Source organism: Brachybacterium halotolerans subsp. kimchii, from assembly GCF_020792675.1.
Lineage (GTDB): Bacteria > Actinomycetota > Actinomycetes > Actinomycetales > Dermabacteraceae > Brachybacterium > Brachybacterium halotolerans.
Genome location: NZ_CP086254.1, coordinates 1,206,856 through 1,229,020, shown reverse-complemented (window position 1 = coordinate 1,229,020; position 22,165 = coordinate 1,206,856). Strand labels below are relative to the sequence as shown.

Below are 22,165 nucleotides of genomic sequence, written 5' to 3'. Positions count from 1 at the left end.
CGGGTGCGGCAGCAGCCGTCCCGCCGCTCACGGCACGCGCTGGGTCCACTCCTCGGTGCCGAACTTAATGTCCACGAGGTCCCGCGCCGCGGCTAGCTCGGCCTCGGTGTACGCCGACTCGTGCGTCGTGTACTTCCCGCGGAAGTGGTCCAGGAAGCTGTCGATGATGGCCTCGCGGGTCATGCCGGTCTGCGAGCGCATCGGGTCCACGCGCTTGTTCGCGCTGCGGGTGCCCTTGTCGGAGAGCTTCTCGCGGCCCACGCGCAGCACCTCGCCCATCTTGTCGGCGTCGATGTCGTAGCTCATGGTGACGTGGTGGAGCACCACGCCGTCGGCGAAGCGGCGCTGGGCGGCGCCGCCGATCTTGCCCTTGTCCGAGGCGATGTCGTTCAGCGGCACGTACCGCGCGCGCACGCCGATCTCCGCGAGCGCGCCCATCACCCAATCGTCGAGGTAGGCGTAGGACTGCTCGAAGCTGAGGCCCTCCACCAGGGAGGACGGCACCACGAGGGAGTAGGTGAGGCAGTTGCCCGCCTCCATGAACATGGCGCCGCCGCCGGTGATGCGGCGCACCACGCCGATGCCGTGCTTGGCGGCGCCCGCGGGGTCGATCTCGTTCTTCACGCTCTGGTAGGAGCCGATCACCACGAGCGGGGAGTCCCAGTCCCAGATCCGCAGCAGCGGCCTGCGCCGACCGGCGGCGACCTCGTGGGGGATGACCTCGTCGAGCGCCACGTGCATGATCGGCGCCATGGTGACCGGGCCGATGACGTCGAACTCGTGGTCGTCCCAGCTGGTCGCGTTGCCGAGGGCCCGGCGCACGGCGATCGCGACGGCGTCCGCGTCGAAGCCGATCATCTGGACGTCGCCGTGCCGGGCGGCGAGGCGTGCGGAGATCGCCTCGGTGATCGTCGCGGCGCTCGCCTTCACGGGCAGGCCGACGATCGCGGCGTCGATGTCCTCGAGGGCCTCGTCGGGCTCGAGGAAGAAGTCGCCGAACACGTGGGCGGAGGTGATCACCCCGTCCGAGGCCTCGACCTCGACCGAGACGAGCTTGCCCCCGCGGACCTTGAACGAGCCGTTCACCCTCGCTGCCTCCTGCGACCTGGTTGCGGCGCCCCGGTGAGGGCGCCCTCAGCCGCCATTGTCCCAGCCGCCGCGCGCCCGCGGGATGTGAGCCGCGCGTCGTTCCCGTGGAGGCCCGCTCGCCGCGCGCCCGGAGTCGCGCTCAGGGCTTGGTCGCGAGCGAGTGCAGCGCCTCGTGGACGCTGGTGACGAGGTCCTGCACGGAGTCGGACTTCTTGGCCTGGACCACGTAGGTGCGGTGGTCGTACTCGCGGGTGACGCGCGGCAGCAGCGTGCGCCAGGTGCTCGAGCCGCCGATCGAGACGAGGAAGGTGCCCGAGCGCGGGATCGACGGGGCGTGCACGCGCACCGAGAGGCGGTCGGCGGTCATGTCGGGCTGCTGTCGGGGGACGAGCGGGAAGCCGCTCGCCTCGAGACGGCCCGGGTCGAGGACCTCCCAGAGCAGGGCGCGGGCGTCCTCGAGCTTCCGGGAGGCCGGGGTGCCGATGAAGGAGTCGGGCTCGAAGGTGAGGTCCGCGTCGTAGCGCCAGTCGGCGTGGGAGGCGATCGCGCGCAGACGGGCGATGGCGGCCTCGCGCTCCTCGTCGGAGCCGAGCGCCCCGATGCCCAGCGGGAAGGACCGCTGCGGGCGGGAGCCCACGAGCCAGATCGCCGAGCCGTCCTCGACGGCGTCGAACTCGACGCCGAGATCGTTGCCGCTCGCGCCCGCGTGCAGCCACGCCCGCGGGTGGCTGCGCGAGGAGGAGAAGCGCGGCGCGCGATGGATGAGCTCGTCGCTGACGAGCAGCATCGAGCGCAGGTGATCGCGCAGCTCGGTGGTGACCTCCTCGTCGAGCAGGACCTTCGGGGCGACGGGCTGCTGGGCGTCCTCGACGGCCTGGTTCTCGCCGAACTCGGCGAGAGCCGTCCACAGCTCGGCGCTCTCGGGGTCGTGCGGCACGAGCCGCTTGGCGACCTGCGCCCAGGTCACCATGCGGATGCGGCCGGTGGGGTCGTCGACCTCGCGCACGGCGGAGCGGCGCGAGCGCGGCACGATGAGCAGCAGGCGGCTGCCCGGGGTCCTCTCGAGGGAGCCGAGCAGGGAGCGCAGGCGCTCCTCGGAGAGGTCCCCGTCGATCACGAGCTTGACCGCGAGGATCTCGGAGGAGCCGGTCGAGGGGGACTGGCCGACCAGGTCGAAGGCGTCGGCCGCACTGCGGGTGGTGGTGCGGAAGGCGGGGACGGAGCCGGACACGTCGGCGATGCGGCGGGCGAACTGCCGGCGGGCGCGGCGGTCGCGCAGCACGTGGTCGAGCATGCCTCGGGCCATCGCCTCGTGGCGGGTGCGCGGGGAGTCATGGCGGAGCATCTTCGGCACGGCGTCCAGGCCGCTCGAGATCATCCGGCCGACGGACGGGGCGGCGGGGCTCATGTGCTCTCCTCGTTCGCTGCGGGTGGGTGCGCGCCGGGGCGCTGCGGGGTGCGACGGGGCCGAAGGACGGGCCCGCAGCGAGGATACGTGGCATCGTCGGCCCGTCGCCCTCGGCTCTCACCGGCCCCGGGCGTAGATCTCCCGCACGAGGTCCTCGATCGCGGGCTCGGCGAGGGAGAGATCGGCGATCTCGACCTGCGCGCCGATCGCGGAGAGCAGGGCGGGCACCGTCATCTCGCTGCCGCGGAAGGCGATGCGGTGGCGGATCCCGTCGGCCTCGACGGCGAGCACGTCGGCCTCGGGAGGGAGGGCGAGCGCCTCACGCGGCGCGGCGAGGTCGACGATGAGCTCGCGGGGCGCGCCGAGGGACTCGCGGAAGCCGGCGAGGGGGCCGTCGAAGGCGACCGTGCCGGAGTTGACCACGACGATCCGCTCGCACAGGCGCTCCACGTCGCCCATGTCGTGCGTGGTGAGGAACAGCGTGGTGCCTCGCTCCTCGCGGTCCTCGCGCAGGAAGCGGCGCAGCCCCTCCTTCGAGATCATGTCGAGGCCGATCGTCGGCTCGTCGAGGATGATCAGGCGCGGGGAGTGCAGCAGCGAGGCCGCGACCTCGCCGCGCATCCGCTGGCCGAGCGAGAGCTGGCGCACCGGTCGGTCGAGGAACTCCTCGAGGTCGAGCCCCTCGACGAGTCGCCCCAGGCGCCGCACGCGCTCGGCCTCGCTCAGGCGGTGCATCGCGCCGAGGATCCGGAAGGAGTCGCGCAGGGGGAGGTCCCACCAGAGCTGCGAGCGCTGGCCGAAGACCACGCCGATCTTCCGGGCGAGGCGTCGGCGCTCGGCGACGGGACGCCGGCCCAGCACCCGCACGTCGCCCGAGGTGGGCTGGAGGATGCCGGTCATCATCTTGATGGTGGTGGACTTCCCGGCGCCGTTCGCGCCCACGAAGCCGACCGCCTCCCCGGGGTGCACCTGCAGGGTCACGTCGTCGACGGCGCGCACGACCCTGCGGGTGCGTCGGCCCAGCGGGCCCGAGCGCACCACGTAGTCCCGGCGCAGGGAGCGCAGGTCGATCGCGGGCTGGGGCGTCTCGTAGTTCGTCATCCGCCGGCTCCTGTGTAGCGACGGACCCCCGCGCGCCAGAGCAGCGCGGCGAGGATCCAGGTGAGGACCGCGACCGGCAGGCCCAGCCAGCCCGTCCACTGCGGCAGCAGCGGCGGGCCGGGCAGGTCCAGCAGGGCCAGGGTCGGGGTGTAGGCGACGAGCGTCGTCGGGATCACGAAGGTGAAGAACGCCCGCAGGGGCAGCGGGAACACCGCGCCGGGGTTCGTGGCCACGTAGTTGCCGCCGTAGGTGAACGCGTTCGCGAACTCGCGACCGTCCACGAGCCAGAACTGCATGGCCCCGGCCATCGTGAACAGGGCGCCCATGATCGCGGCGCCCGCGAGCGGCGCGATCACCAGCAGCGCGAGCGTCTGCGGGGTGGGGGAGAAGCCGGCGATCGCGAGCGCGGTCGCGGTCATCGCGATGCCGACGGCGATCCGGCCCAGACGGCGCAGGGAGAGGTCCAGGCTCGAGATCTGCAGCAGCATCGGCACGGGGCGGATCATGAGGGTCTCGAGCGTCCCGGAGCGGATCGCCGTGGAGAGCCCGTCGATCTCCCCGAACAGCATGTCGGCGATCCCGAAGGCGAGAGCTCCGAGCCCGTAGACCACGGCGACCTGCGGCAGCGTCATCCCGCCCAGCACGTCGACCTGGGAGAGGATCACCCACAGCTCGAGGAACTCGGTGCCCACGATGAGGACCTGGCCCAGCAGGTCCATGAGGAAGCTCGTGCGGAACGAGGCCTGGGAGCGGATCCGCGAGCCGTAGAGCGTCGCGACCATCCGCAGGGTCGAGCCCGGGCGGGCCGACGGTGTCCTCTCAGCCACCCTGCACCTCCAGCGAACGGATCCCGCGCTGCAGCACCGCCCAGGCGGCGAGGGCGAGGATGCCCGCCCACAGCGCCTGCACGCCGATCTCGGGGAGGGCCTCGGCCGTGGTCACGCGCGCGGAGAGCACGTCGATCGGGGTCTGCACCATGGCGGGGAACGGGGTCGCGCGGGTGAGGGCGATCAGCCGGTCGGGGAACCAGGCGATGGGGATGAGGAATCCGGAGAGCAGGTTCATCACGGCCGTGTAGACGACGGTGAGCCCGCGGGTCTGCACGATCCAGAACGCCGCGAGGTTCACCAGCATGTCCGCGAGGAAGGCGACGGTGACCGCGAGCAGGATCGCGAGCAGGCCCAGCAGCCAGGCCACGGGGTCCGTCGGCAGGGAGATGCCGGTGAGCGCCGCTCCGACGAGCATCGGCGGGATCCCGCGGGCGAGCAGCAGGAAGGCGGAGCGGCCCAGCTTCTGCGCGTACTGGAGCCGGAGGAACCCCAGGGGCCGCAGCAGGTCGATGGCCACGTCGCCCTGGTGGACGCGCTCGGCGACCTCCCGGGTGCCGAAGGCCTCGACGGGGGCGAGCAGCGCCTGGCCCAGCCACACGTAGGTCGCGGCCTGCAGGGCGTCGTAGCCGCGCAGCTCGCCCCCGGCGGTGGAGACCGCGGCCAGCAGGATCGAGGCGCGGATCAGGCCGAACACGGAGTTCGTGAACACGCCGGCGACGGTGGCGACGCGATAGGTGGAGTACTGCCGGAAGGAGGCGGCGATGATCCTCCAGAAGGCGAGCACTCGCGCGAGTCTAGGGCGCGGCCGACGCGCGCGCGAGGGTTTCGGCGGAAACGGCCCGGATCGGTAGCCTGTGCCGATCCCCGTTCCCCGACGAATCGAACGATCGATGACTCCTCCTGCCGAGACCCCGCCCGCCGCTCCCGCGTCCGTCGACGACGCGCCTGCCGCTCCCTCCCGCCGTCGCCCCCGCTTCGGCCTGCTGCCGCGGATCGTGGTCGCGATCGTGCTGGGAATTCTCCTGGGCCTGGTGATGCCCGAGGCGCTCGCGCGCGTGTTCACCACCTTCAACGGACTGTTCTCCGCGTTCCTGGAGTTCCTCATCCCGCTGATCATCGTGGGGCTCGTGACCCCGGCGATCGGCGAGCTGGGCCGCGGGGCGGGGAAGATGCTCGCCCTCACCGCGGGCATCGCCTACGTCTCGACGATCCTGTGCGGGCTGCTCGCGCTCGCCGTCTCCGCCCTGCTGCTCCCGCGCATGCTCGCGGGCGCGAGCGTGGGGACGCTGGACAACCCCGAGGACTCGGCGATCGCCCCGTACTTCACGATCGAGATGCCGCCCGTCTTCGAGGTGATGACCGCGCTCATCCTCGCCTTCTGCCTCGGCATCGGGCTGACGCTGGTGCGCCGCGGGGCGCTGCAGGAGTCCTTCGAGCAGGTGCGCACGATCGTGGTGCGCACGATCGAGGCGATCATCATCCCGCTGCTGCCGATCTACATCTTCGGGATGTTCCTGGGCCTGACGATGAACGGGCAGATCTGGACCGTCATCGGCACGTTCCTCGCGGTCGTGCTCATGGTCTTCGTCCTCACGGTGGTCGTGCTGCTCGCCCAGTACTGCGTGGCCGGCTGGGCGATGCGCCGCAATCCCCTGAGGATGCTGTGGACGATGCTCCCCGCCTACGCGACGGCGCTCGGCACCAGCTCGTCGGCCGCGACGATCCCCGTGACCCTCCAGTGCACCAAGCGCAACGGGGTGGCGGCTCCGATCGCCGACTTCGTGGTCCCGCTGTGCGCGACGATCCACCTCGCCGGCTCGACGCTCAAGATCACCTCCTTCGCCGTCGCGATCATGGTGGTCACCGGGATGCCGCTGGACCCCGCGAAGCTCGTGGGCTTCGTGCTCATGCTCGGGATCGTCATGATCGCCGCGCCGGGCGTGCCCGGGGGAGCGATCATGGCCGCCGCCGGGATCCTCTCCTCGATGCTCGGCTTCGGCGAGGCGGCCGTCGGCCTCATGATCGCCTCCTACATCGCGATCGACTCCTTCGGCACCGCCACGAACGTCACCGGCGACGGCGCGATCGCCGCGCTCGTCTCCCGCATCGCCCGCGGGCGCGTCTCCGGGGATCTGGAGGCCGACGACGGGGTCGAGCTCGCGGGGGTCTGACCGGGGCCGACGGCGGTCGTCGGCCCTTGACCTCGCTCCCTCCGCACCCCTAGCCTGAACGTATGAACACATCGTCATATGTGCAGGCGGCGGAGCCCGCGGAGGGCTGCGCGAGCGACGTCGGGGACGCCGGGCGCGTCGCGCTCGCCGCCGAGCACCTGCCGCGCCCCCGCGACGTGGCAGAGACCGCGGACGTGTTCTCCCTGCTCGGGGACCCCAACCGGCTCACCCTTCTGCTCGCCCTGCTCGAGGGAGAGCTGTGCGTGCACGACCTCGCCGCGCTCACCGGGCAGTCGGACTCCTCGACCTCCCACGCCCTCAAGCTGCTGCGCGCCCACCGCGTCGTCGCGACCCGCCGCGACGGGCGGCGCATGTTCTACCGGCTGGACGATCCGCACGTGCGGATGCTCCTGGACCTCGCGCTCGCCCACACCGCGCACACGGGAGGCGGTGCCTGATGGACGCCCACTCCCATTCCCACGCCTCGGCCGCGCAGGCGTTGAGCGCGGGCGGGAGGCATCGGCGCCGCCTGGCGTGGGCGCTCGTGCTGATCGGCGGCTTCTTCGTCGTCGAACTGGTCACCGCGCTGCTCACGGGATCCCTCGCGCTGCTCTCGGACGCGGGGCACATGGCGGCCGACGTCCTCACCCTCGCCGCCGCCCTCGGCGCGACGGTGCTCGCCGCCCGGCCCGACCGCACGGGCAGACGCAGCTTCGGCAGCTACCGCCTCGAGGTATTCGCCTCCCTGCTCGCGGTGCTCGTGATGCTGGGCGTCTCGGTCTTCGTGGTCCTCGAGGCGATCGGCCGGATCGGCGCGGGCGCCGAGGGTGCGCACGTCGACTCGGTGCCCATGCTCGTGGTGGGCGCGCTCGGGCTGGTCGTGAACCTCGCGGTGATGCGGCTGCTGCAGGCGGGCGCGCAGGAGAGCCTCAACGTCAAGGGCGCCTATCTCGAGGTCCTCGCCGACACCATCGGTTCGGTCGGCGTGGTCGCGGCCGCGATCCTCGTGGGCGCGACCGGGAGCACGCTCTGGGACACCGCCATCGCCCTCGCGATCGGCGTGTTCGTCGCGCTGCGCGCGCTGATCCTGGGGCGCGAGGTCCTCTCGGTGCTGGGCCAGGAGACGCCGCGGCACCTGGATCCCGGGTCCGTGGGGGAGGACCTGCGCGCCGTCCCGGGCGTCACCGACGTGCACGACCTGCACCTGTGGACGGTCACCTCGGGGATGGACGTCCTCACCGTGCACCTGCGGGTGCGCGAGGGGGCCGACGGCCACGCGGTCCTCGACGCGGCCGAGTCGATGCTCCGCGAGCGCCACGGCCTGGACCACTGCACGCTGCAGATCGAGCCCGAGGACCATCGCACCGACCAGGAGACCACCTGGTGATCTCGGAGGTCCTCGACCTCAGCGCTCGGGAGCGAGCAGCCCGGTGAGCTCCGCGAAGGAGTCGACGACGGCGAGCGGGTCCTGCGCCTCGAGGGCGGGCCGCGTGCCCGCGCCCCAGGTGACGCCCACGGCCGCCATGCCCGCGGCGTGCGCGGCCTGCAGATCGGTCGCCGCGTCGCCCACGTAGACGGCGTCCTCGGCGCGCGCGCCGAGCACCTCGAGCGCGTGCCGCAGCGGGGCGGGGTCGGGCTTGTGGGCGAGCGTGTGCTCCTTGCCGATCACCACGTCGAGCGCGGGCATCGAGGTCGCCGTGAGTCCGCGCCGGGCGAGCTCGGAGCCCTTCGAGGTCACCACGCCCACGTCGGCCCCGGCGTCGAGCAGCGTGCCCACATGGGCGTCGGCCCCGGGGTACGGGGCGATCCGCTCGTCGTGATGGCCCACGTTGAACGCGCGGTAGGCCTCGGCCATCGCCGGCGCGCGCACGGGATCGAGCGCCTCGAAGGTCTCCTCGAGGGCGAGGCCGATCCAGCTGCGCACCTCCGCCTCCTCGATGCCCGTGATCCCGAAGCGCTCGAAGACGTGCGCGTAGGAGTCGACGATGAGGCCCACGGTGTCCACGAGCGTCCCGTCCAGGTCGAAGAGGACGACGGGGCGCAGCAGCGCGGGCGAGTCGGTGCGGACGGGCGAGGTCATGGCCCCATCCTCTCGCGGAACGCTGCCCTGCGCGGATCCGTCCGGCCCGTATCCTCGGGGCCATGACCTCCACCGCTTCCTCCACCGCTTCCTCCGCTGCTCACTCCGCCCCGCTCACCGCCGTGGTCACCGGCGCCTCCTCGGGCATCGGCCGCGCGACCGCAGTGCGCCTGGCCGCCGACGGCTGGCGCGTGCTCGCCGTCGCCCGCCGCGAGGACCGGCTGGCGTCCCTCGCCGAGGAGTCCGGCTGCGAGACCCTCGCCGTCGACGTCACGGACGACGACTCGGTGGCCGCGCTCGTGGCCCGCGTGGACGACGCGTTCGGCGGGAGCCTGAACGCGGTCGTGAACGTCGCGGGCGGCGCCTTCGGTCAGGAGCCCGTCGCCGAGGCCGACCTCGACGCCTGGCAGCGGATGTACGAGGTCAACGTGCTCGGCGCCGCCCGGGTCACGCGCGAGCTGCTCCCCGCCCTGAATGCGAGCGGCCGCGGCGACATCCTCGTGCTCTCCTCGACGGCGGCCCAGGGCGCCTACGAGGGAGGAGCCGGCTACAACGCCGCCAAGGCGGGGGAGCACATGCTCGCCTCCGCCCTGCGCCTCGAGCTCAACGGCGCACCGATCCGCGTCATCGAGATCGCTCCCGGCATGGTCCGCACCGAGGAGTTCTCCCTGGTGCGCCTGGGCGACGCCTCGCGGGCCGAGAAGGTCTACGACGGCGTCGAGGAGCCGCTCACCGCCGAGGACTGCGCCGACGTCATCTCCTACGCCCTGAACGCCCCGCACCACGTGAACCTCGATCTCGTCACCATCCGCCCGCTCGCCCAGGCGGCGCAGCACAAGGTGGCGCGCCATGCGGGTCTCTGAGGGCGTGGGCGCCCGATGAGCATGGCGGGCGGACCTGGCGGTCCCGGCGGCGGGGGTCGCGGGATGGCCTCGATGCCGGGGGCCGACGAGCGGCGCCTCGCGCCGGGGCAGCGCGCCGACGTCGGCCGGATCCTGCGCCTGTTCACCCCGTACCGCGGCACCCTGCTGGTCGTCCTCGTGCTCATCGCGCTCGCCGCCGCGACGGGCGTGGTCTCCCCGTTCCTGGTGCGCGAGGTCGTGGACGTCGCCCTGCCGGACCAGCGGCTCGACCTGCTCGCCTGGTGCGTGGCCGGGATGATCGCGGTCACCGCGATCTCCTCGGTGCTGGGCGTGCTGCAGTCGCTGCTGTCCACGCGCGTGGGCCAGGCGATCATGCACGACCTGCGCGTCGCCGTCTTCTCGCACCTGCAGCGGATGGGGCTGGGCTTCTTCACCCGCACGCGCACCGGCGAGGTGCAGTCGCGCATCTTCAACGACATCGGCTCGATGCAGGCCGTGGTCACGAGCGTGGTCACCCAGATCGTCTCCGCGAGCGCCGGGATCGTGATGGCCGTGGTCGCGATGCTCGCGATGGACTGGCGCCTCACCCTGTTCTCCGTGATCACCGTCCCGCTCGCCGTGTGGATGAACCGGCGGGTGGGGCTGCGGCGCCGCGCGATCACCCGCATCCAGCAGGAGACCGCCGCCGACCTCTCCGCGTCGATCCAGGAGTCCCTCTCGGTCTCGGGGATCCTGCTGGGCACCACGATGGGGCGCACCGATGCCCTCACCGCCCATTTCACGGGCCTCTCGGGGCGCCTCGCCGAGCTGGGACTCTCCTCGACGACGGCCGGTCGCTGGCAGATGGCCCTCTACTCGACGCTCATGTCGGTGATCCCCTCGCTCACCTACCTGCTGGGCGGCTACCTGCTGTTCGGGCACGTCCCCGGCGTCACCATCGGCACCCTGGTCGCCTTCATCGCTCTGCAGTCCGGGCTGTTCCCGCAGATCAACTCGCTGCTGCGCGTGGCGACCCAGGTGAACTCCTCCTTCGCGCTGTTCACCCGCGTCTTCGAGTACCTCGATGCTCCCGTGACCATCACCCAGCGCGAGGACGCGACCGCGCTGGAGCCCTCCGCGGTGCGCGGCGAGGTCCGCCTCGAGCGCGTGGCCTTCCGCTACCCGGGCGAGGACGCGGACGGGGCACCCGACACCGCGGCGGCCGACGGGGCCGACGACCCGAGCCGCACCGACCTCGACCCCGAGGATCCCTCGTTCACCCTCCACGGCATCGACCTCACGGTCCCCGCCGGCACGCACACGGCGCTCGTCGGCGCGACCGGCTCGGGCAAGACCACCACCGGCTACCTCATGGCGCGCCTGTACGACCCGACGCTGGGGGCGGTCGCCCTGGACGGCCACGACCTGCGCGACCTCACCCTGCGCTCGATCTCGGACTGCATCGGCGTGGTCACCCAGGAGACCTACCTGCTGCACGCGAGCATCGCCGACAACCTGCGCTTCGCCGCGCCCGACGCGAGCGACGAGGACCTCGAGCGGGCATGCCGGATCGCTCAGATCCACGACCACATCGCGAGCCTCCCGGAGGGCTACGGCACCACGGTGGGGGAGCGCGGCTACCGGTTCTCCGGTGGGGAGAAGCAGCGGCTCGCGCTCGCCCGCACGATCCTGCGCGACCCGCCCGTGCTCCTCCTCGACGAGGCCACGAGCGCCCTGGACGTGCGCACCGAGCAGGCGATGAGCGGCGCGCTCGCCGCGCTCAGCCGCGGCCGCACCACGATCTCGATCGCGCACCGCCTCTCCACGATCCGCGACGCCGACCAGATCGTGGTCCTCGAGAAGGGGCGGATCGCCGAGCGTGGCACCTTCGAGGAGCTGCTCGCGCAGGGAGGTGCCTTCGCCGAGCTCGCGCGCCGCGACGCGAGCCTGCCGTTCTGATCCCGGTCCTGGCGTCCCGGGGCCGCCCCGTCGGCGTCTCGGGGGCATCCCGGATACGACCCGGGTATGTCCCGGATTCATCCGTCCGAAGGATGCGCGGGCGGCGGACGACGGGGGAGAGTGGGGATGTTCGCGCAGCACCGGCGCGATCCCCGCACGGCAGCACAGCACTCGTCAGGAGACGGTCATGGACCAGGGCAGGATGCGCACGATCCCCTCGCACGCGCTGTCCTCGAGCGATGCGCCGGCCTCGCGCGGAGCCGGCCGACCGGCGGTGTTCACGGCGATCGTGATGATCGCGCTCGCGGTGCTGATGACGGTGCTGCTCGGCGGCCCGACGATGCCGCTCGCGACCTCGATCGCGATGGCGTCGGTGTCCGTGCTGCTCGTCGCGATCGGCTGGGTGGTGGCGGGCCCGCGTCGGCCCTGACCCGGCAACGGTCAGACGTCGAGCTCGATCTCGCCGACCCCGCGGGAGACGCACACGGTCATCCGCTCCTCGCGCTCGTCGTCCATCAGGAACTCGTCCTCGTGGATGACGTCCCCGGCCAGCAGCGGCAGCACGCAGGTGCCGCACACGCCGCCCTCGCACGAGTAGTCGACGTCGATGCCGGCGTCCAGGAGCGCCTGCAGCAGCGTGTGCTCGCCGTCGACCTCCACGGTCGTGCCGGACTTCCGGCACTTCGCGGTGAACGGTTCGCCCAGCGTGCCCATGGGTGCTCCTCCAAGGATCGAGTGGGGTGGATCGGGTGGTCGGTGCGCGCGGCCGGCGCCTGCGCGCGGCCCGCCCTCCAGCATCCCACGCCCGCGCGCACGGGGCGTGGTGAGTGTGCTCTCACCGGGCGCGTCCGGACGTGGGCAGTGCTGCGCCCGGGGCTGTGCGCGGGCTGTGCGGGACGGATCGGTGTGCTGTGGCGGGGGCGCGGAGCCTGTGCGGACGGATCGTCGGCGACTAATCTCGGTGTCACCACCTCGAACGGGAGCTGAACATGTCCAACACCCCCGCCGCGCTGTCCGCGCTGCCGCCGCTGGCGCATCCGGACGGGTCCCCGATCCGCGCGCTCGTCGTCGAGGACGAGCCGACCATCGCCGACCTCCTGCGCTTCCCGCTGCAGATGATCGGCTGGGAGGCGACGGTCGTGGGCGACGGCCTCGAGGCCGTGCGGGTGGCCCGCGAGATCCGGCCCGACGTGCTCGTGCTGGACCGCATGCTCCCCGGCATCGAGGGCCTCGAGGTGCTGCGCCGCATCCGTGCCCTGCAGCCCGACGTCCCCTCGCTCATGCTCACCGCGATGGACGCCCCGGCCGATCGCGTCCAGGGCCTCGCCTCCGGTGCCGACGACTACGTGACCAAGCCCTTCACGATGGAGGAGGTGCTGCTGCGGCTGCACCGCCTGGTCCAGCGCGCGGGGGCGACGTCCCCGCAGAGCAGCGAGCTCGTCGTCGGCGATCTGGTGATGAACCTGGACACCCACGAGGTCACGCGCGGCGGTGAGGAGATCGCGCTGACCGCGACCCAGTACCAGCTGCTGCAGTACCTGATGGAGAACCCGCAGCGCGTGCTGTCCAAGGCGCAGATCCTCGATGCGGTCTGGAACTACGACTTCGGCGGGCAGGCGAACATCGTCGAGCTCTACGTCTCCTACCTGCGCAAGAAGATCGACGTGGGCCGCGAGCCGATGATCCGCACGGTCCGCGGCGCCGGCTACATGCTCAAGCCCGCGTGACCCGCGACTCCCGCGACTCCCGCCCCTCGCGCCCCCACCTGCCGGCGCGCACGGCCCTGTCGTCCGGAGCCTCGGCTCCCGCGGCGACGCCGCGACGGCATCGTCTGTCGCTGCGCGCGACCCTCGTGATCCTGCTGGTGAGCACCGTGGCGGTGCTGTGCCTGCTGGTCGGGGCGGTCACGCACGTGTCGGTGCGCGGGCAGCTCGAGGGCCAGCTGGACGCGCAGCTCACCCGTGCCGCCCACCGTGCCGGCGGCACGGGCGGTCCGGGCGCTCCCGACGGGCCGACGAACGGCGAGGACGGGTCCAGCGGCACGGGGAGCACGAGCGGCACGACCGGTACGAGCGGCACCGGGGCCGATGAGGCCGACGGCGGGGACGACAGCGGGGACGACGGGGCCACGGGCCCGGGCGGCGGCGAGTTCGAGCTCGCCGCGATCCTCGTGGACGGCCGCGTCGTGAGCGCCGCGTGGCGCGACACCGACGGTCAGGTCGAGCAGCTCGGCGCCTCGGACAGCACCGAGGTCGCCGACGTCGCGAAGGGGCTGGACAGCGACGAGCACGCGGACGTGAAGCTCTCCATCGGCCAGTACCGGGTGATGACCGCGACCGACGCCTCGGGCGCCGTGATCGTCACCGGCCTCCCGCTCACCCAGGTCCACAGCACGCTGACGCGCATGGACATCACGCTGGTGACGGCGGGACTGCTCGCAACCGCGCTCTGCGGGGTGGCGGGATCGCTGATCGTGCGGCGCACCCTGCGTCCGCTCGAGGAGGTCTCCGCCGTCGCCGGACGGGTGGCCGACATGCCCCTGTCCCACGGCGACGTGGCCCTGGGGGACCGGGTCGACGAGCGGATCTCCCATTCGGGGACCGAGGCCGGCGAGGTGGGGAGGGCCCTCAACCTGCTGCTGGACAACGTGGAGGGGGCGCTCGAGACGCGCCAGCACAGCGAGGAGTCGATGCGCCGCTTCATCGCCGACGCGTCCCACGAGCTGCGCACACCGCTCACGGCGATCCGCGGCTACAGCGAGATGCTGCGGATGACGGAGGACCTCAGCGATCGCGGCGAGCAGTCGGTGGATCGCATGGACGCGCAGTCCCGGCGCATGACGTCGCTCGTGGAGGACCTGCTGCTGCTGGCCCGTCTCGACGAGGGCGCACGGGACGAGCGCACCGAGACCGATCTGGGGGAGCTCGTGCTGGATGCGGCGATGGACGCGCGGGTCACGGCGTCGGAGCACCGCTGGGTGCTCGAGGTCCCGGAGGAGCCGGTGACGGTGCTCGGCAATCCGCGTCAGCTGTCGCAGGTGATCGTGAACCTGCTGTCGAACGCCCGCAAGCACACTCCCGCGGACACGACCGTGACCGTGCGGCTGCGGTCGGGGTCGGGGTCGGGGTCGGGGTCGGAGCCGGGGTCAGGGTCGGGCGGCTCCGATTCGGCGGCCCCCTCGGGCTCGGTGGGACGAGTCGGCATCCTCGAGGTGATCGACGACGGTCCCGGCATCGAGCCGGAGATCGCGGGCCGGGTCTTCGAGCGCTTCACCCGCGCGGATGCCGCCCGCTCGGGCGGCGACGGGACGACGGGGCTGGGGCTGCCGATCGTCAAGGCGATCGCCGAGGCGCACGGCGGTTCGATCACTCTGGAATCGGAGCCGGGGCGGACCGCCTTCATCCTGCGGCTGCCTCTCGTCGCCCGCTGAGCGGAGTGCTCGTCGGGTGTCGCGGACCGGCGACGAGCGGACCCGATCCCGGAGGCGCTGAAGGATTTCGGGCGTGCTTGTAGAGGGGCACTGTGGTGTGCCCCTCTACGGGTGGGGGTGGTGCTGCTGCTGGGGTTCTGGCCCCCATGCCCTGCCGGGGCCGACCGGGCCGGGCTCTCGGGTCAGAAGGGTGGTGGTCCGGGGTCGAACTTCGGAGGGGGATCCTGCTGCTTGCGTGGTCGGCGGGTGGTGGCACTGATGGGGATGTCGCCGTCGTAGTGGAACGTCGGGAGCGGTTGGTACCGGCGCCGGACGGGTTTCTCGACGGGGACTTCTTCCAGGTCAGGCGCTCCGGCTTGGTCCATGTCCACGCGGGGCCACGGGTCAGGTGGCCCGGGCCGGATCGGCCAGGGCGAGTCCAGCCGGAAGGGATCGGGAGTCGGTGCCTCTGCGCTGGTCCCGTCCGCTGCCTCGCGTTGCTGCTCGTAGTCGTCCTGCCTGCGCTGCATCGAGTCCCAGACGGCGTCGAGCTGTGCGACGGCTTGTGGGGTGAGGAGGTCGGTGTCGTCCTCGCGGAACACGCGGAAGCGTTCTTGCATCTCCCACACGGTGCCCGCGGTCCCTGCCGGTGACTCGTCCGCCTCCACGCGGATGGGGTCGAGTCGCCCGGCGGTTTTCATCGCGTGGTGGAACCAGCACAGGAAGTGCAGGTTCTCCACCGCCGTCCGACCACCACAGACGGGATCGGCATGGTTGTACTCCACGATGTGATCGGCCTCGGAGGCCACCGAGGCGGTGCGTTCGCAGCCGGGGACGCCGCAGGATTGGCCGCGCAGTCTCAGGTGTTCGAGCATCGCCCCGGTGGGCCGGTACTTGTCCGCCGGACGCGGCAAGAACTCACCCGAGGACGGGTCGGTGAGGACTCGGAACCATTCCTCGCTCTTCCCGGCGATCTCGCGGGCCATCTGCGCCGGGATCGGCGTCCCATCTTCCAGGACGCCCGGGGCGTCGTCGCCGCCGACGAGGGTCAGGAACGGGACGAGGACGTTCAACCGGAACCTGGCCTCGGGCACGGTGATGCCGCCGGTGTCGAGCTGGGCGGCATGGGCGAGGTGGTAGCGGATCAGGTTCAGTGACAGGGGCATGCCCTCGTTCTCGACCTGCCGGTCCGGATCCAGGGGAATCTCGGTGCCCTCCATGAGGGCGTGGCGCTGGGCGTTCTGGATCGCCCGAGCGGCCTGATCGAACTTCCCGGCGAGGGCTTTGATCTCGGGGGCGGGTCCGATGATCCGCAGGGATGCGACTCCGTCGAGGGTTCCGGGGTCCAGGACCATGCGGCGGCGGGTGGAGGAGATTTCTTCGGGTTCTTTGGGATGGCGCTGCTGAATCTTCGTCACCAGGAGTTCGAGGCATTTCGTGAATACTCTCGGCATGATCGCCAGACACCACGACGCGACCGTGACATCCACCAGGACCATTTCCGCGGGCGTGAAATCCGCGGTGCGTCGCAGCAGGGTGCGGAACCATTCTGCAGGGAATTCTCCTGCTTCCAGGGCTTGGGTGCAGCGTGGGAGGAGGTCCACGGCCCGGTGGGCGTCGGTGATGGCTTTGGAGGCCTGCCCGCGGGTGCAGCGCATCGCGACCGCGACCATCAGGTCCCGCCGTTCGACCTCAAAGGGGTCGGCGTCCATGTCCTCGCGCCCTGCCCAGAACGGTGCGAGGGCGACGAAGCGGCGGGAGAGTTCGTAGGACTCGTCGACGCCCTCGTCCCAGAGGGCGCGGACCTGCGCGGTGAGCTCCGCATCCGGGCGGGACTTGACCCTGCGCGCGACGACCTCCCGGCAGACCGCCTTCTTGGGTTCCTTCACGATGAACAGCGGCTTCACGCCCTCCGGGGGCGCGGCCACGAACCGGGGCGTGTGGGCGTGCATGTCCTCGCGCTGACGCTCGGTCATCTTCTCCACGTCGTCCAGGATCGTGAACGTCGACTCGATCGCCGGCTCCCCGGGAAGGTCCAGACGCCCCTGCGACTCCGGCTGCTCGACTGCACTCATGTCACCCACCCCCTTCCCTGGCATTCCACGACTCCGCGCGATAGTGCGCGACGTAACGACTCTGAATAGATAGACGACAACAATGAATCCGGCGACTTCACCTATGAACCCGCCGCCATTCGCGCTCGATCGATATGTCCGATTCTATCGCGTCTCGCCACCGAAAACCAGACCCCCATCGAGAATGTGGATAAGCCGGAGAAGAACTTCCCCTCCTCCGTGCCCATTGGTCCCCAGTGGATAACCCCGTGGAAAACACCCCCGTGCGGAGGAACCACGGATACCGAGTCGACGCGCACGCGACACCAGAACCTGACGCACGTCGAGAGCGACACGAGTCGACCCCTCACGCCGATGCATCGCGCCGCACCGGCACGCCCACCCGTCGGCCCCATACCTCCCACCACCCACCCCACGACGAGACCGATTCCACCGCGAACCCCGGTGACCCGTCCGTCGGCCCCGACGTAGACTGACGCCCATCGGCATCGACCCGGCCATCACCGGTGAGCCGCGGGAAGAACGGTCAGGGGCCCGAGCGCGCAGCGCGAGTGGGCCGTCGGCCCAGTAGAACCCGCCGGGACCAGCCCGTCACAGCTGAGGAACGAGGGGATGCCTTCCGGGGCGTCAACCGAGGTGGTACCGCGCACGCGCACCGCCCCGCCGCAGGTCGGCAGGGGAGGGGGCGGCGTCCTCGGACAGCACAGTCGCCGTCCGCCTACGCCCCGCTCGGAGGTCCCCATGGTCTATCCGGTCTCCGGAGACCCGCTCGTCCCCTCGCCGAACCTTCCCGATCTCGAGAGCCGCATCCTGCGGTTCTGGGACAGGGACGACACCTTCCGCGCCTCGATCGCGCAGCGCGAGGGCGCCCCCGAGTACGTGTTCTACGACGGCCCGCCCTTCGCCAACGGGCTCCCGCACTACGGGCACCTGCTCACGGGCTTCGTCAAGGACGTGGTCCCGCGCTTCCGCACAATGGACGGGTACAAGGTGGACCGCCGTTTCGGCTGGGACACCCACGGCCTGCCCGCCGAGCTCGAGGCCATGCGCGAGCTGGGCATGACGGAGAAGTCTGAGATCGAGGAGATGGGCGTCCAGGCGTTCAACTCCGCCGCGCGCTCCTCGGTGCTGAAGTACACCAAGGAGTGGGAGGAGTACGTGACCCGGCAGGCGCGCTGGGTCGACTTCGAGAACGGCTACAAGACCCTCGACGTCTCCTTCATGGAGTCCGTGCTGTGGGCCTTCAAGACCCTATGGGACAAGGGTCGCGCCTACGAGGGCTACTACGTGCTGCCCTACTGCTGGAACGATCAGACGCCGCTGAGCTCCCACGAGCTGCGCATGGACGACGACGTCTACCAGGACCGCCAGGACCCGACCGTCACCGTCACCTTCCCCTTCGAGGGGGAGAGGGCCGACGAGCTCGGCCTCGCGGGCGTCAAGGCTCTCGCCTGGACGACGACCCCGTGGACGCTGCCCACGAACTTCTCGCTGGCCGTGGGCCCGGAGGTCGAGTACGCGGTGGCGCCCGCCGGGCCCGAGGGTGCGGCCGACGGCGGAGCCTCCGGCGCCGACCGGTACCTGCTGGCCGCGGCCCTGGTCGGCGAGTACGCGAAGGAGCTCGGGTACGCGAGCGCCGAGGACGCCGTCGCCGCGGTCGAGGCGCGCACCTACCGCGGCGCCGAGCTCGAGCACATGGCCTACGAGCCGCTGTGGACCGTCTACTCGGAGGACCGCGAGCGCTGGGGCACGCAGAACGCGTGGATCGTGACGGTCGCCGACTACGTCTCGACCGACGACGGCACCGGCGTGGTCCACCAGGCCACCGCCTACGGCGAGATCGACCAGCAGGTCAACGCCGAGTACGGGATCCCCGTGATCGTCTCCGTCGACGACGGCGCGCAGTTCCTCGACTACTTCCGCGGCACCGCGCTCGACGAGATCGCCGGGCTGCAGGTCTTCGACGCGAACCGGCCGATCATCCGCAACCTGCAGCGCGAGCACCGGCTGATGCGGGAGAAGAGCCACGTGCACTCCTACCCGCACTGCTGGCGCTGCCGGAAGCCGCTCATCTACAAGGCCGTGAGCTCCTGGTACGTGAAGGTCGCCGATCAGCGCGAGCGGATGCTCGAGCTCAACGAGCAGATCGACTGGGTGCCCGGCAACGTCAAGCACGGCCAGTTCGGCAAGTGGCTCGAGGGTGCTCGCGACTGGGCGATCTCCCGCAACCGCTACTTCGGCTCGCCGATCCCTGTGTGGAAGAGCGACGACCCGAACCACCCGCGCATCGAGGTGTACGGCTCGCTCGCGGAGCTCGAGGAGGCCTTCGGGACGCTCCCGCGCGACGAGTTCGGCGAGGTCAACCTGCACCGGCCGTACATCGACGAGCTCACCCGGCCGAACCCCGACGATCCGAGCGGGAAGTCGACGATGCGCCGCATCACCGACGTCTTCGACGTCTGGTTCGACTCCGGCTCGATGCCGTTCGCACAGGTGCACTACCCCTTCGAGAACGCCGAGTGGTTCGAGAGCCACAACCCCGCGGACTTCATCGTCGAGTACATCGGCCAGACCCGCGGCTGGTTCTACATGATGCACGTGCTGGCCACGGCGCTCTTCGACCGTCCCGCGTTCACCTCCGTCATCTGCCACGGCATCGTGCTGGGCGAGGACGGGCAGAAGATGAGCAAGTCCCTGCGCAATTACCCCGACGTGCGCGACATGTACGCGACCTACGGCGCGGACGCGATGCGCTGGTTCCTCATGAGCTCGCCGATCCTGCGCGGGGGCAACCTCATCGTCGACGAGGCGAAGATCCGCGACGCCACCCGCCACGTGGTGCTGCCGCTGTGGAACGTCTGGTACTTCCTGGGGCTGTACGCCAACGCCGCCGGCCCGAAGGACGCGGACGGCCGGCCCCAGGGGTACCGGGGGAAGACGCGATACGAGTCCGACGACGTCATGGACCGCTACCTGCTGGCCCGCACGGGCGTGCTCGCACGGGGCGTGCGGGAGTCCTTCGAGGCCCTCGCGATCGCCGACGCCGCCGAGCAGATCCAGGACTACCTGGACATGCTCACCAACTGGTACGTGCGCCGCTCCCGCGACCGCTTCTGGGAGGGCGACGAGCAGGCGATCGACGTGCTCTCCACGTGCCTGGAGACGCTGTGCCGCGTGGCAGCGCCGCTGCTGCCGATGGTCTCCGAGGAGATCTGGAAGCAGCTCACCGGCGGTCGCTCGGTGCACCTCACCGACTGGCCGGACGCGGAGCTGTTCCCGGCCGATCAGGGTCTGGTGGCGCAGATGGACGACGTGCGGCACGTGGCGAGCGTCGGCAACTCGCTGCGCAAGAAGGAGGGGCTGCGGGCGCGTCTGCCGCTCGCGCAGCTCACCGTGGTCCACCACGACCCGGCCTCGCTCGCGCCCTTCGCGGAGATCATCGCCGACGAGCTCAACGTCAAGGACGTGCGGCTCGTGGACGTGGCGAGCGAGGAGTCGCGCTCGATGGGCGTCGAGCAGCGTCTCAGCGTGAACGCGCGCGCCGCCGGGCCGCGCCTGGGCAAGCAGGTGCAGGCCGTCATCAAGGGATCGAAGACGGGCGACTGGTCCGTGGCCGAGGACGGCACGGTCACCTCCGGCGGGATCGCACTGGCCGAGGGCGAGTACTCGCTGGATCTCGTCGCCGGCTCCGACTCGGCGGCCGAGGGCCGGGCGATCGGCGTGCTGCGCGGCGGCGACTTCCTGGTGCTCGACACCCGGGTGACGCCCGAGCTGGAGGCCGAGGGCACCGCCCGCGACGTGGTGCGCGCGATCCAGTCGGCCCGGCGCGACGCGGGGCTCGACGTCTCGGACCGGATCACCCTCACGGTCTCGGGCGACCAGGCCGTCGTCGACGCCGTCGCCGCCCACCGGGACCTGGTGGCGGGCGAGGTCCTCGCGACCGCTCTCGAGGTGCCGGCCGAGCCCGCTCCCGGGGCGCACGAGGCGAGCGAGAAGGTCTCCGGCGGCACGGTGAAGGTGTCGGTCGCGAAGGCGTGAGGCGGCGGGGACCCGGCGCGTCGGCTCGATACGGGCGGCGCCGGGTCCCAGACTGTCGGGGCGGTCCGCGCGCTGGGCGCCGCCGTGGAAGGAGCCCCGGATGACCACCATCGCGCACAGCGGAGTCCCCGCCGGCGCGCCGCTCGACGCCCTGGCCGGGGTGGCCCTGGAGAACCTCTCGCGGCAGTTCCCGTACGCCGCCCACCACGTGCAGGACTCCACCGAGGACCTACATCAGCCCGCCCGGATGCACCCGGCCTTCGCCACCTCTTTCGACTGGCACTCGAGCGTGCACATGCACTGGCTGCTGGCATCGCTCGTCGAGGCCACGGCCGACGCCCCCTGGCGGGAGCAGGCCCTCGTGCTGCTCGCCGATCACCTCGCCCCGCAGGAGCTCGCGGTCGAAGCGGCTTATCTGCGCGAGCACCCCACCTGGGAGAGGCCCTACGGATGGGCGTGGGCGGCGCAGCTCGCCGTGGCGCTCGCAGAGGCCCGCACACCGGAGCTGCGCCGGCTCGCCGGCGCCGCGGCCCCGCTGCTCGACGAGGTGCTCGCCCTGACGCGCAGCTGGCTCCCGCGCACCCCGCTGCCGGTGCGGCACGGGCTGCACACCAACACCGCGTTCGGCCTGCGCCGCCTGCTGCTCGCGGCCCGCGCGACCCGTGCGGCCTCGGCCGACGAGGCGAGCGGTGAGATCGAGCAGGCCGCCCGGCGGTTCTTCCTCGACGACGCGGACTGGGCCTTCGACCAGGAGCGCAGCGGGCAGGACTTCCTCTCCGCCGGGCTCAGCGAGGCGGACCTCATGATCGAGGTGCTCGACGAGGACGAGCTCGCCGACTGGCTGCCGCGCTTCCTCTCCCGCCTCCGTCCCGGCTCCGAGGTGCTCCGCCCCGTCCCCGTGATCGATCCGAGCGACGGGTACCAGTCCCATCTCGACGGGCTCGGCCTCACCGCCGCGGCGAGCGGCCTGCGGATCGCCTCCGCGCTCGAGCGGATCGGATCCGAGGACGGCCGGGAGCTCGCCGCAGCCCTGCGGGATGCGGTCCCGCGCCTGATGGAGCCCGGTCTGCGCTCCGCCGTCTCCGAGGAGTACATGGCCTCCCACTGGCTGGCCACGTTCGCCTGGGAGGCGCACCTCGCCCTCGCATCCCGCACCGACTGAA

General features: G+C 71.7%; 18 protein-coding genes. 10 read left to right on the top strand and 8 right to left on the bottom strand.

The features are described from left to right. Window positions 1-27: 27 nt before the first annotated feature. The 5 genes from Bra3105_RS05520 to Bra3105_RS05500 all read right to left on the bottom strand — a co-directional run bounded on the left by Bra3105_RS05520 (window position 28) and on the right by Bra3105_RS05500 (window position 5,212). Window positions 28-1,086, bottom strand: a complete 1,059-nt coding sequence (locus tag Bra3105_RS05520; RefSeq protein ID WP_228358929.1) for a lipoate-protein ligase LplAB — start codon at window positions 1,084-1,086, stop codon at window positions 28-30. 142 nt (window positions 1,087-1,228) lie between these two features. Further along, window positions 1,229-2,497, bottom strand: coding sequence for a hypothetical protein (locus Bra3105_RS05515; protein WP_228358928.1), 1,269 nt, complete (start codon window positions 2,495-2,497; stop codon window positions 1,229-1,231). 117 nt (window positions 2,498-2,614) lie between these two features. Continuing rightward, on the bottom strand, window positions 2,615-3,598 hold the full coding sequence (locus tag Bra3105_RS05510) for an ABC transporter ATP-binding protein (RefSeq protein ID WP_228358927.1): 984 nt from the start codon (window positions 3,596-3,598) through the stop codon (window positions 2,615-2,617). After that, window positions 3,595-4,425, bottom strand: coding sequence for an ABC transporter permease (locus Bra3105_RS05505; protein ID WP_228358926.1), 831 nt, complete (start codon window positions 4,423-4,425; stop codon window positions 3,595-3,597). The genes Bra3105_RS05510 and Bra3105_RS05505 overlap by 4 nt, the downstream gene beginning before the upstream one ends. After that, window positions 4,418-5,212: an ABC transporter permease gene (locus Bra3105_RS05500; protein WP_228358925.1), complete on the bottom strand. Its 795-nt coding sequence runs from the start codon at window positions 5,210-5,212 to the stop codon at window positions 4,418-4,420. The genes Bra3105_RS05505 and Bra3105_RS05500 overlap by 8 nt, the downstream gene beginning before the upstream one ends. Window positions 5,213-5,318: 106 nt before the next feature. Between Bra3105_RS05500 and Bra3105_RS05495 the strand changes: the two genes are divergently transcribed. The 3 genes from Bra3105_RS05495 to Bra3105_RS05485 all read left to right on the top strand — a co-directional run bounded on the left by Bra3105_RS05495 (window position 5,319) and on the right by Bra3105_RS05485 (window position 7,986). Further along, window positions 5,319-6,599 carry a dicarboxylate/amino acid:cation symporter gene (locus Bra3105_RS05495; protein WP_228358924.1) on the top strand — a complete coding sequence of 427 codons (1,281 nt, stop codon included), beginning with the start codon at window positions 5,319-5,321 and terminating at the stop codon, window positions 6,597-6,599. A gap of 62 nt (window positions 6,600-6,661) precedes the next feature. Then, entirely contained in the window at window positions 6,662-7,057 is a 396-nt protein-coding gene (locus Bra3105_RS05490; protein WP_228358923.1) for an ArsR/SmtB family transcription factor, read from the top strand. Then, window positions 7,057-7,986, top strand: coding sequence for a cation diffusion facilitator family transporter (locus tag Bra3105_RS05485; RefSeq protein ID WP_228358922.1), 930 nt, complete (start codon window positions 7,057-7,059; stop codon window positions 7,984-7,986). The genes Bra3105_RS05490 and Bra3105_RS05485 overlap by 1 nt, the downstream gene beginning before the upstream one ends. Window positions 7,987-8,004: 18 nt before the next feature. On the opposite strand, the gene Bra3105_RS05480 is transcribed toward Bra3105_RS05485, so the two are convergent. Next, window positions 8,005-8,679, bottom strand: a complete 675-nt coding sequence (locus tag Bra3105_RS05480) for an HAD-IA family hydrolase (protein ID WP_228358921.1) — start codon at window positions 8,677-8,679, stop codon at window positions 8,005-8,007. Between the two features lie 62 nt (window positions 8,680-8,741). Here Bra3105_RS05480 and Bra3105_RS05475 point away from each other — a divergent pair, with 62 nt between their 5' ends. The 3 genes from Bra3105_RS05475 to Bra3105_RS05465 all read left to right on the top strand — a co-directional run bounded on the left by Bra3105_RS05475 (window position 8,742) and on the right by Bra3105_RS05465 (window position 11,910). Beyond that, window positions 8,742-9,542, top strand: a complete 801-nt coding sequence (locus Bra3105_RS05475) for an SDR family oxidoreductase (RefSeq protein WP_228358920.1) — start codon at window positions 8,742-8,744, stop codon at window positions 9,540-9,542. Between the two features lie 63 nt (window positions 9,543-9,605). Next, entirely contained in the window at window positions 9,606-11,480 is a 1,875-nt protein-coding gene (locus Bra3105_RS05470; protein ID WP_228358919.1) for an ABC transporter ATP-binding protein, read from the top strand. 187 nt (window positions 11,481-11,667) lie between these two features. Beyond that, a complete protein-coding gene (locus tag Bra3105_RS05465; protein ID WP_228358918.1) occupies window positions 11,668-11,910 on the top strand; it encodes a hypothetical protein in 243 nt (80 codons plus the stop codon). A gap of 11 nt (window positions 11,911-11,921) precedes the next feature. Here Bra3105_RS05465 and Bra3105_RS05460 read toward each other — a convergent pair whose 3' ends face one another. Beyond that, on the bottom strand, window positions 11,922-12,194 hold the full coding sequence (locus tag Bra3105_RS05460; protein ID WP_228358917.1) for a 2Fe-2S iron-sulfur cluster-binding protein: 273 nt from the start codon (window positions 12,192-12,194) through the stop codon (window positions 11,922-11,924). A gap of 275 nt (window positions 12,195-12,469) precedes the next feature. On the opposite strand from Bra3105_RS05460, the gene Bra3105_RS05455 reads away from it, so the two are divergent. Together Bra3105_RS05455 and Bra3105_RS05450 are read left to right on the top strand one after the other, a co-directional pair. Beyond that, window positions 12,470-13,207 carry a response regulator transcription factor gene (locus Bra3105_RS05455; protein WP_152352033.1) on the top strand — a complete coding sequence of 246 codons (738 nt, stop codon included), beginning with the start codon at window positions 12,470-12,472 and terminating at the stop codon, window positions 13,205-13,207. Further along, entirely contained in the window at window positions 13,204-14,910 is a 1,707-nt protein-coding gene (locus Bra3105_RS05450; protein ID WP_228358916.1) for a sensor histidine kinase, read from the top strand. The genes Bra3105_RS05455 and Bra3105_RS05450 overlap by 4 nt, the downstream gene beginning before the upstream one ends. Before the next feature lie 182 nt (window positions 14,911-15,092). Here the strand turns inward: Bra3105_RS05450 and Bra3105_RS05445 are convergent, their stop codons facing one another. Beyond that, a complete protein-coding gene (locus Bra3105_RS05445) occupies window positions 15,093-16,964 on the bottom strand; it encodes an HNH endonuclease signature motif containing protein (RefSeq protein ID WP_228358915.1) in 1,872 nt (623 codons plus the stop codon). Between the two features lie 741 nt (window positions 16,965-17,705). On the opposite strand from Bra3105_RS05445, the gene ileS reads away from it, so the two are divergent. Continuing rightward, complete coding sequence (gene ileS, locus Bra3105_RS05440; RefSeq protein ID WP_228358914.1) at window positions 17,706-21,002, top strand: isoleucine--tRNA ligase; 3,297 nt, start codon at window positions 17,706-17,708, stop codon at window positions 21,000-21,002. A 100-nt stretch (window positions 21,003-21,102) separates the two neighbouring features. Continuing rightward, window positions 21,103-22,164 carry a DUF2891 family protein gene (locus Bra3105_RS05435; RefSeq protein ID WP_228358913.1) on the top strand — a complete coding sequence of 354 codons (1,062 nt, stop codon included), beginning with the start codon at window positions 21,103-21,105 and terminating at the stop codon, window positions 22,162-22,164. Window position 22,165: the final 1 nt, after the last annotated feature.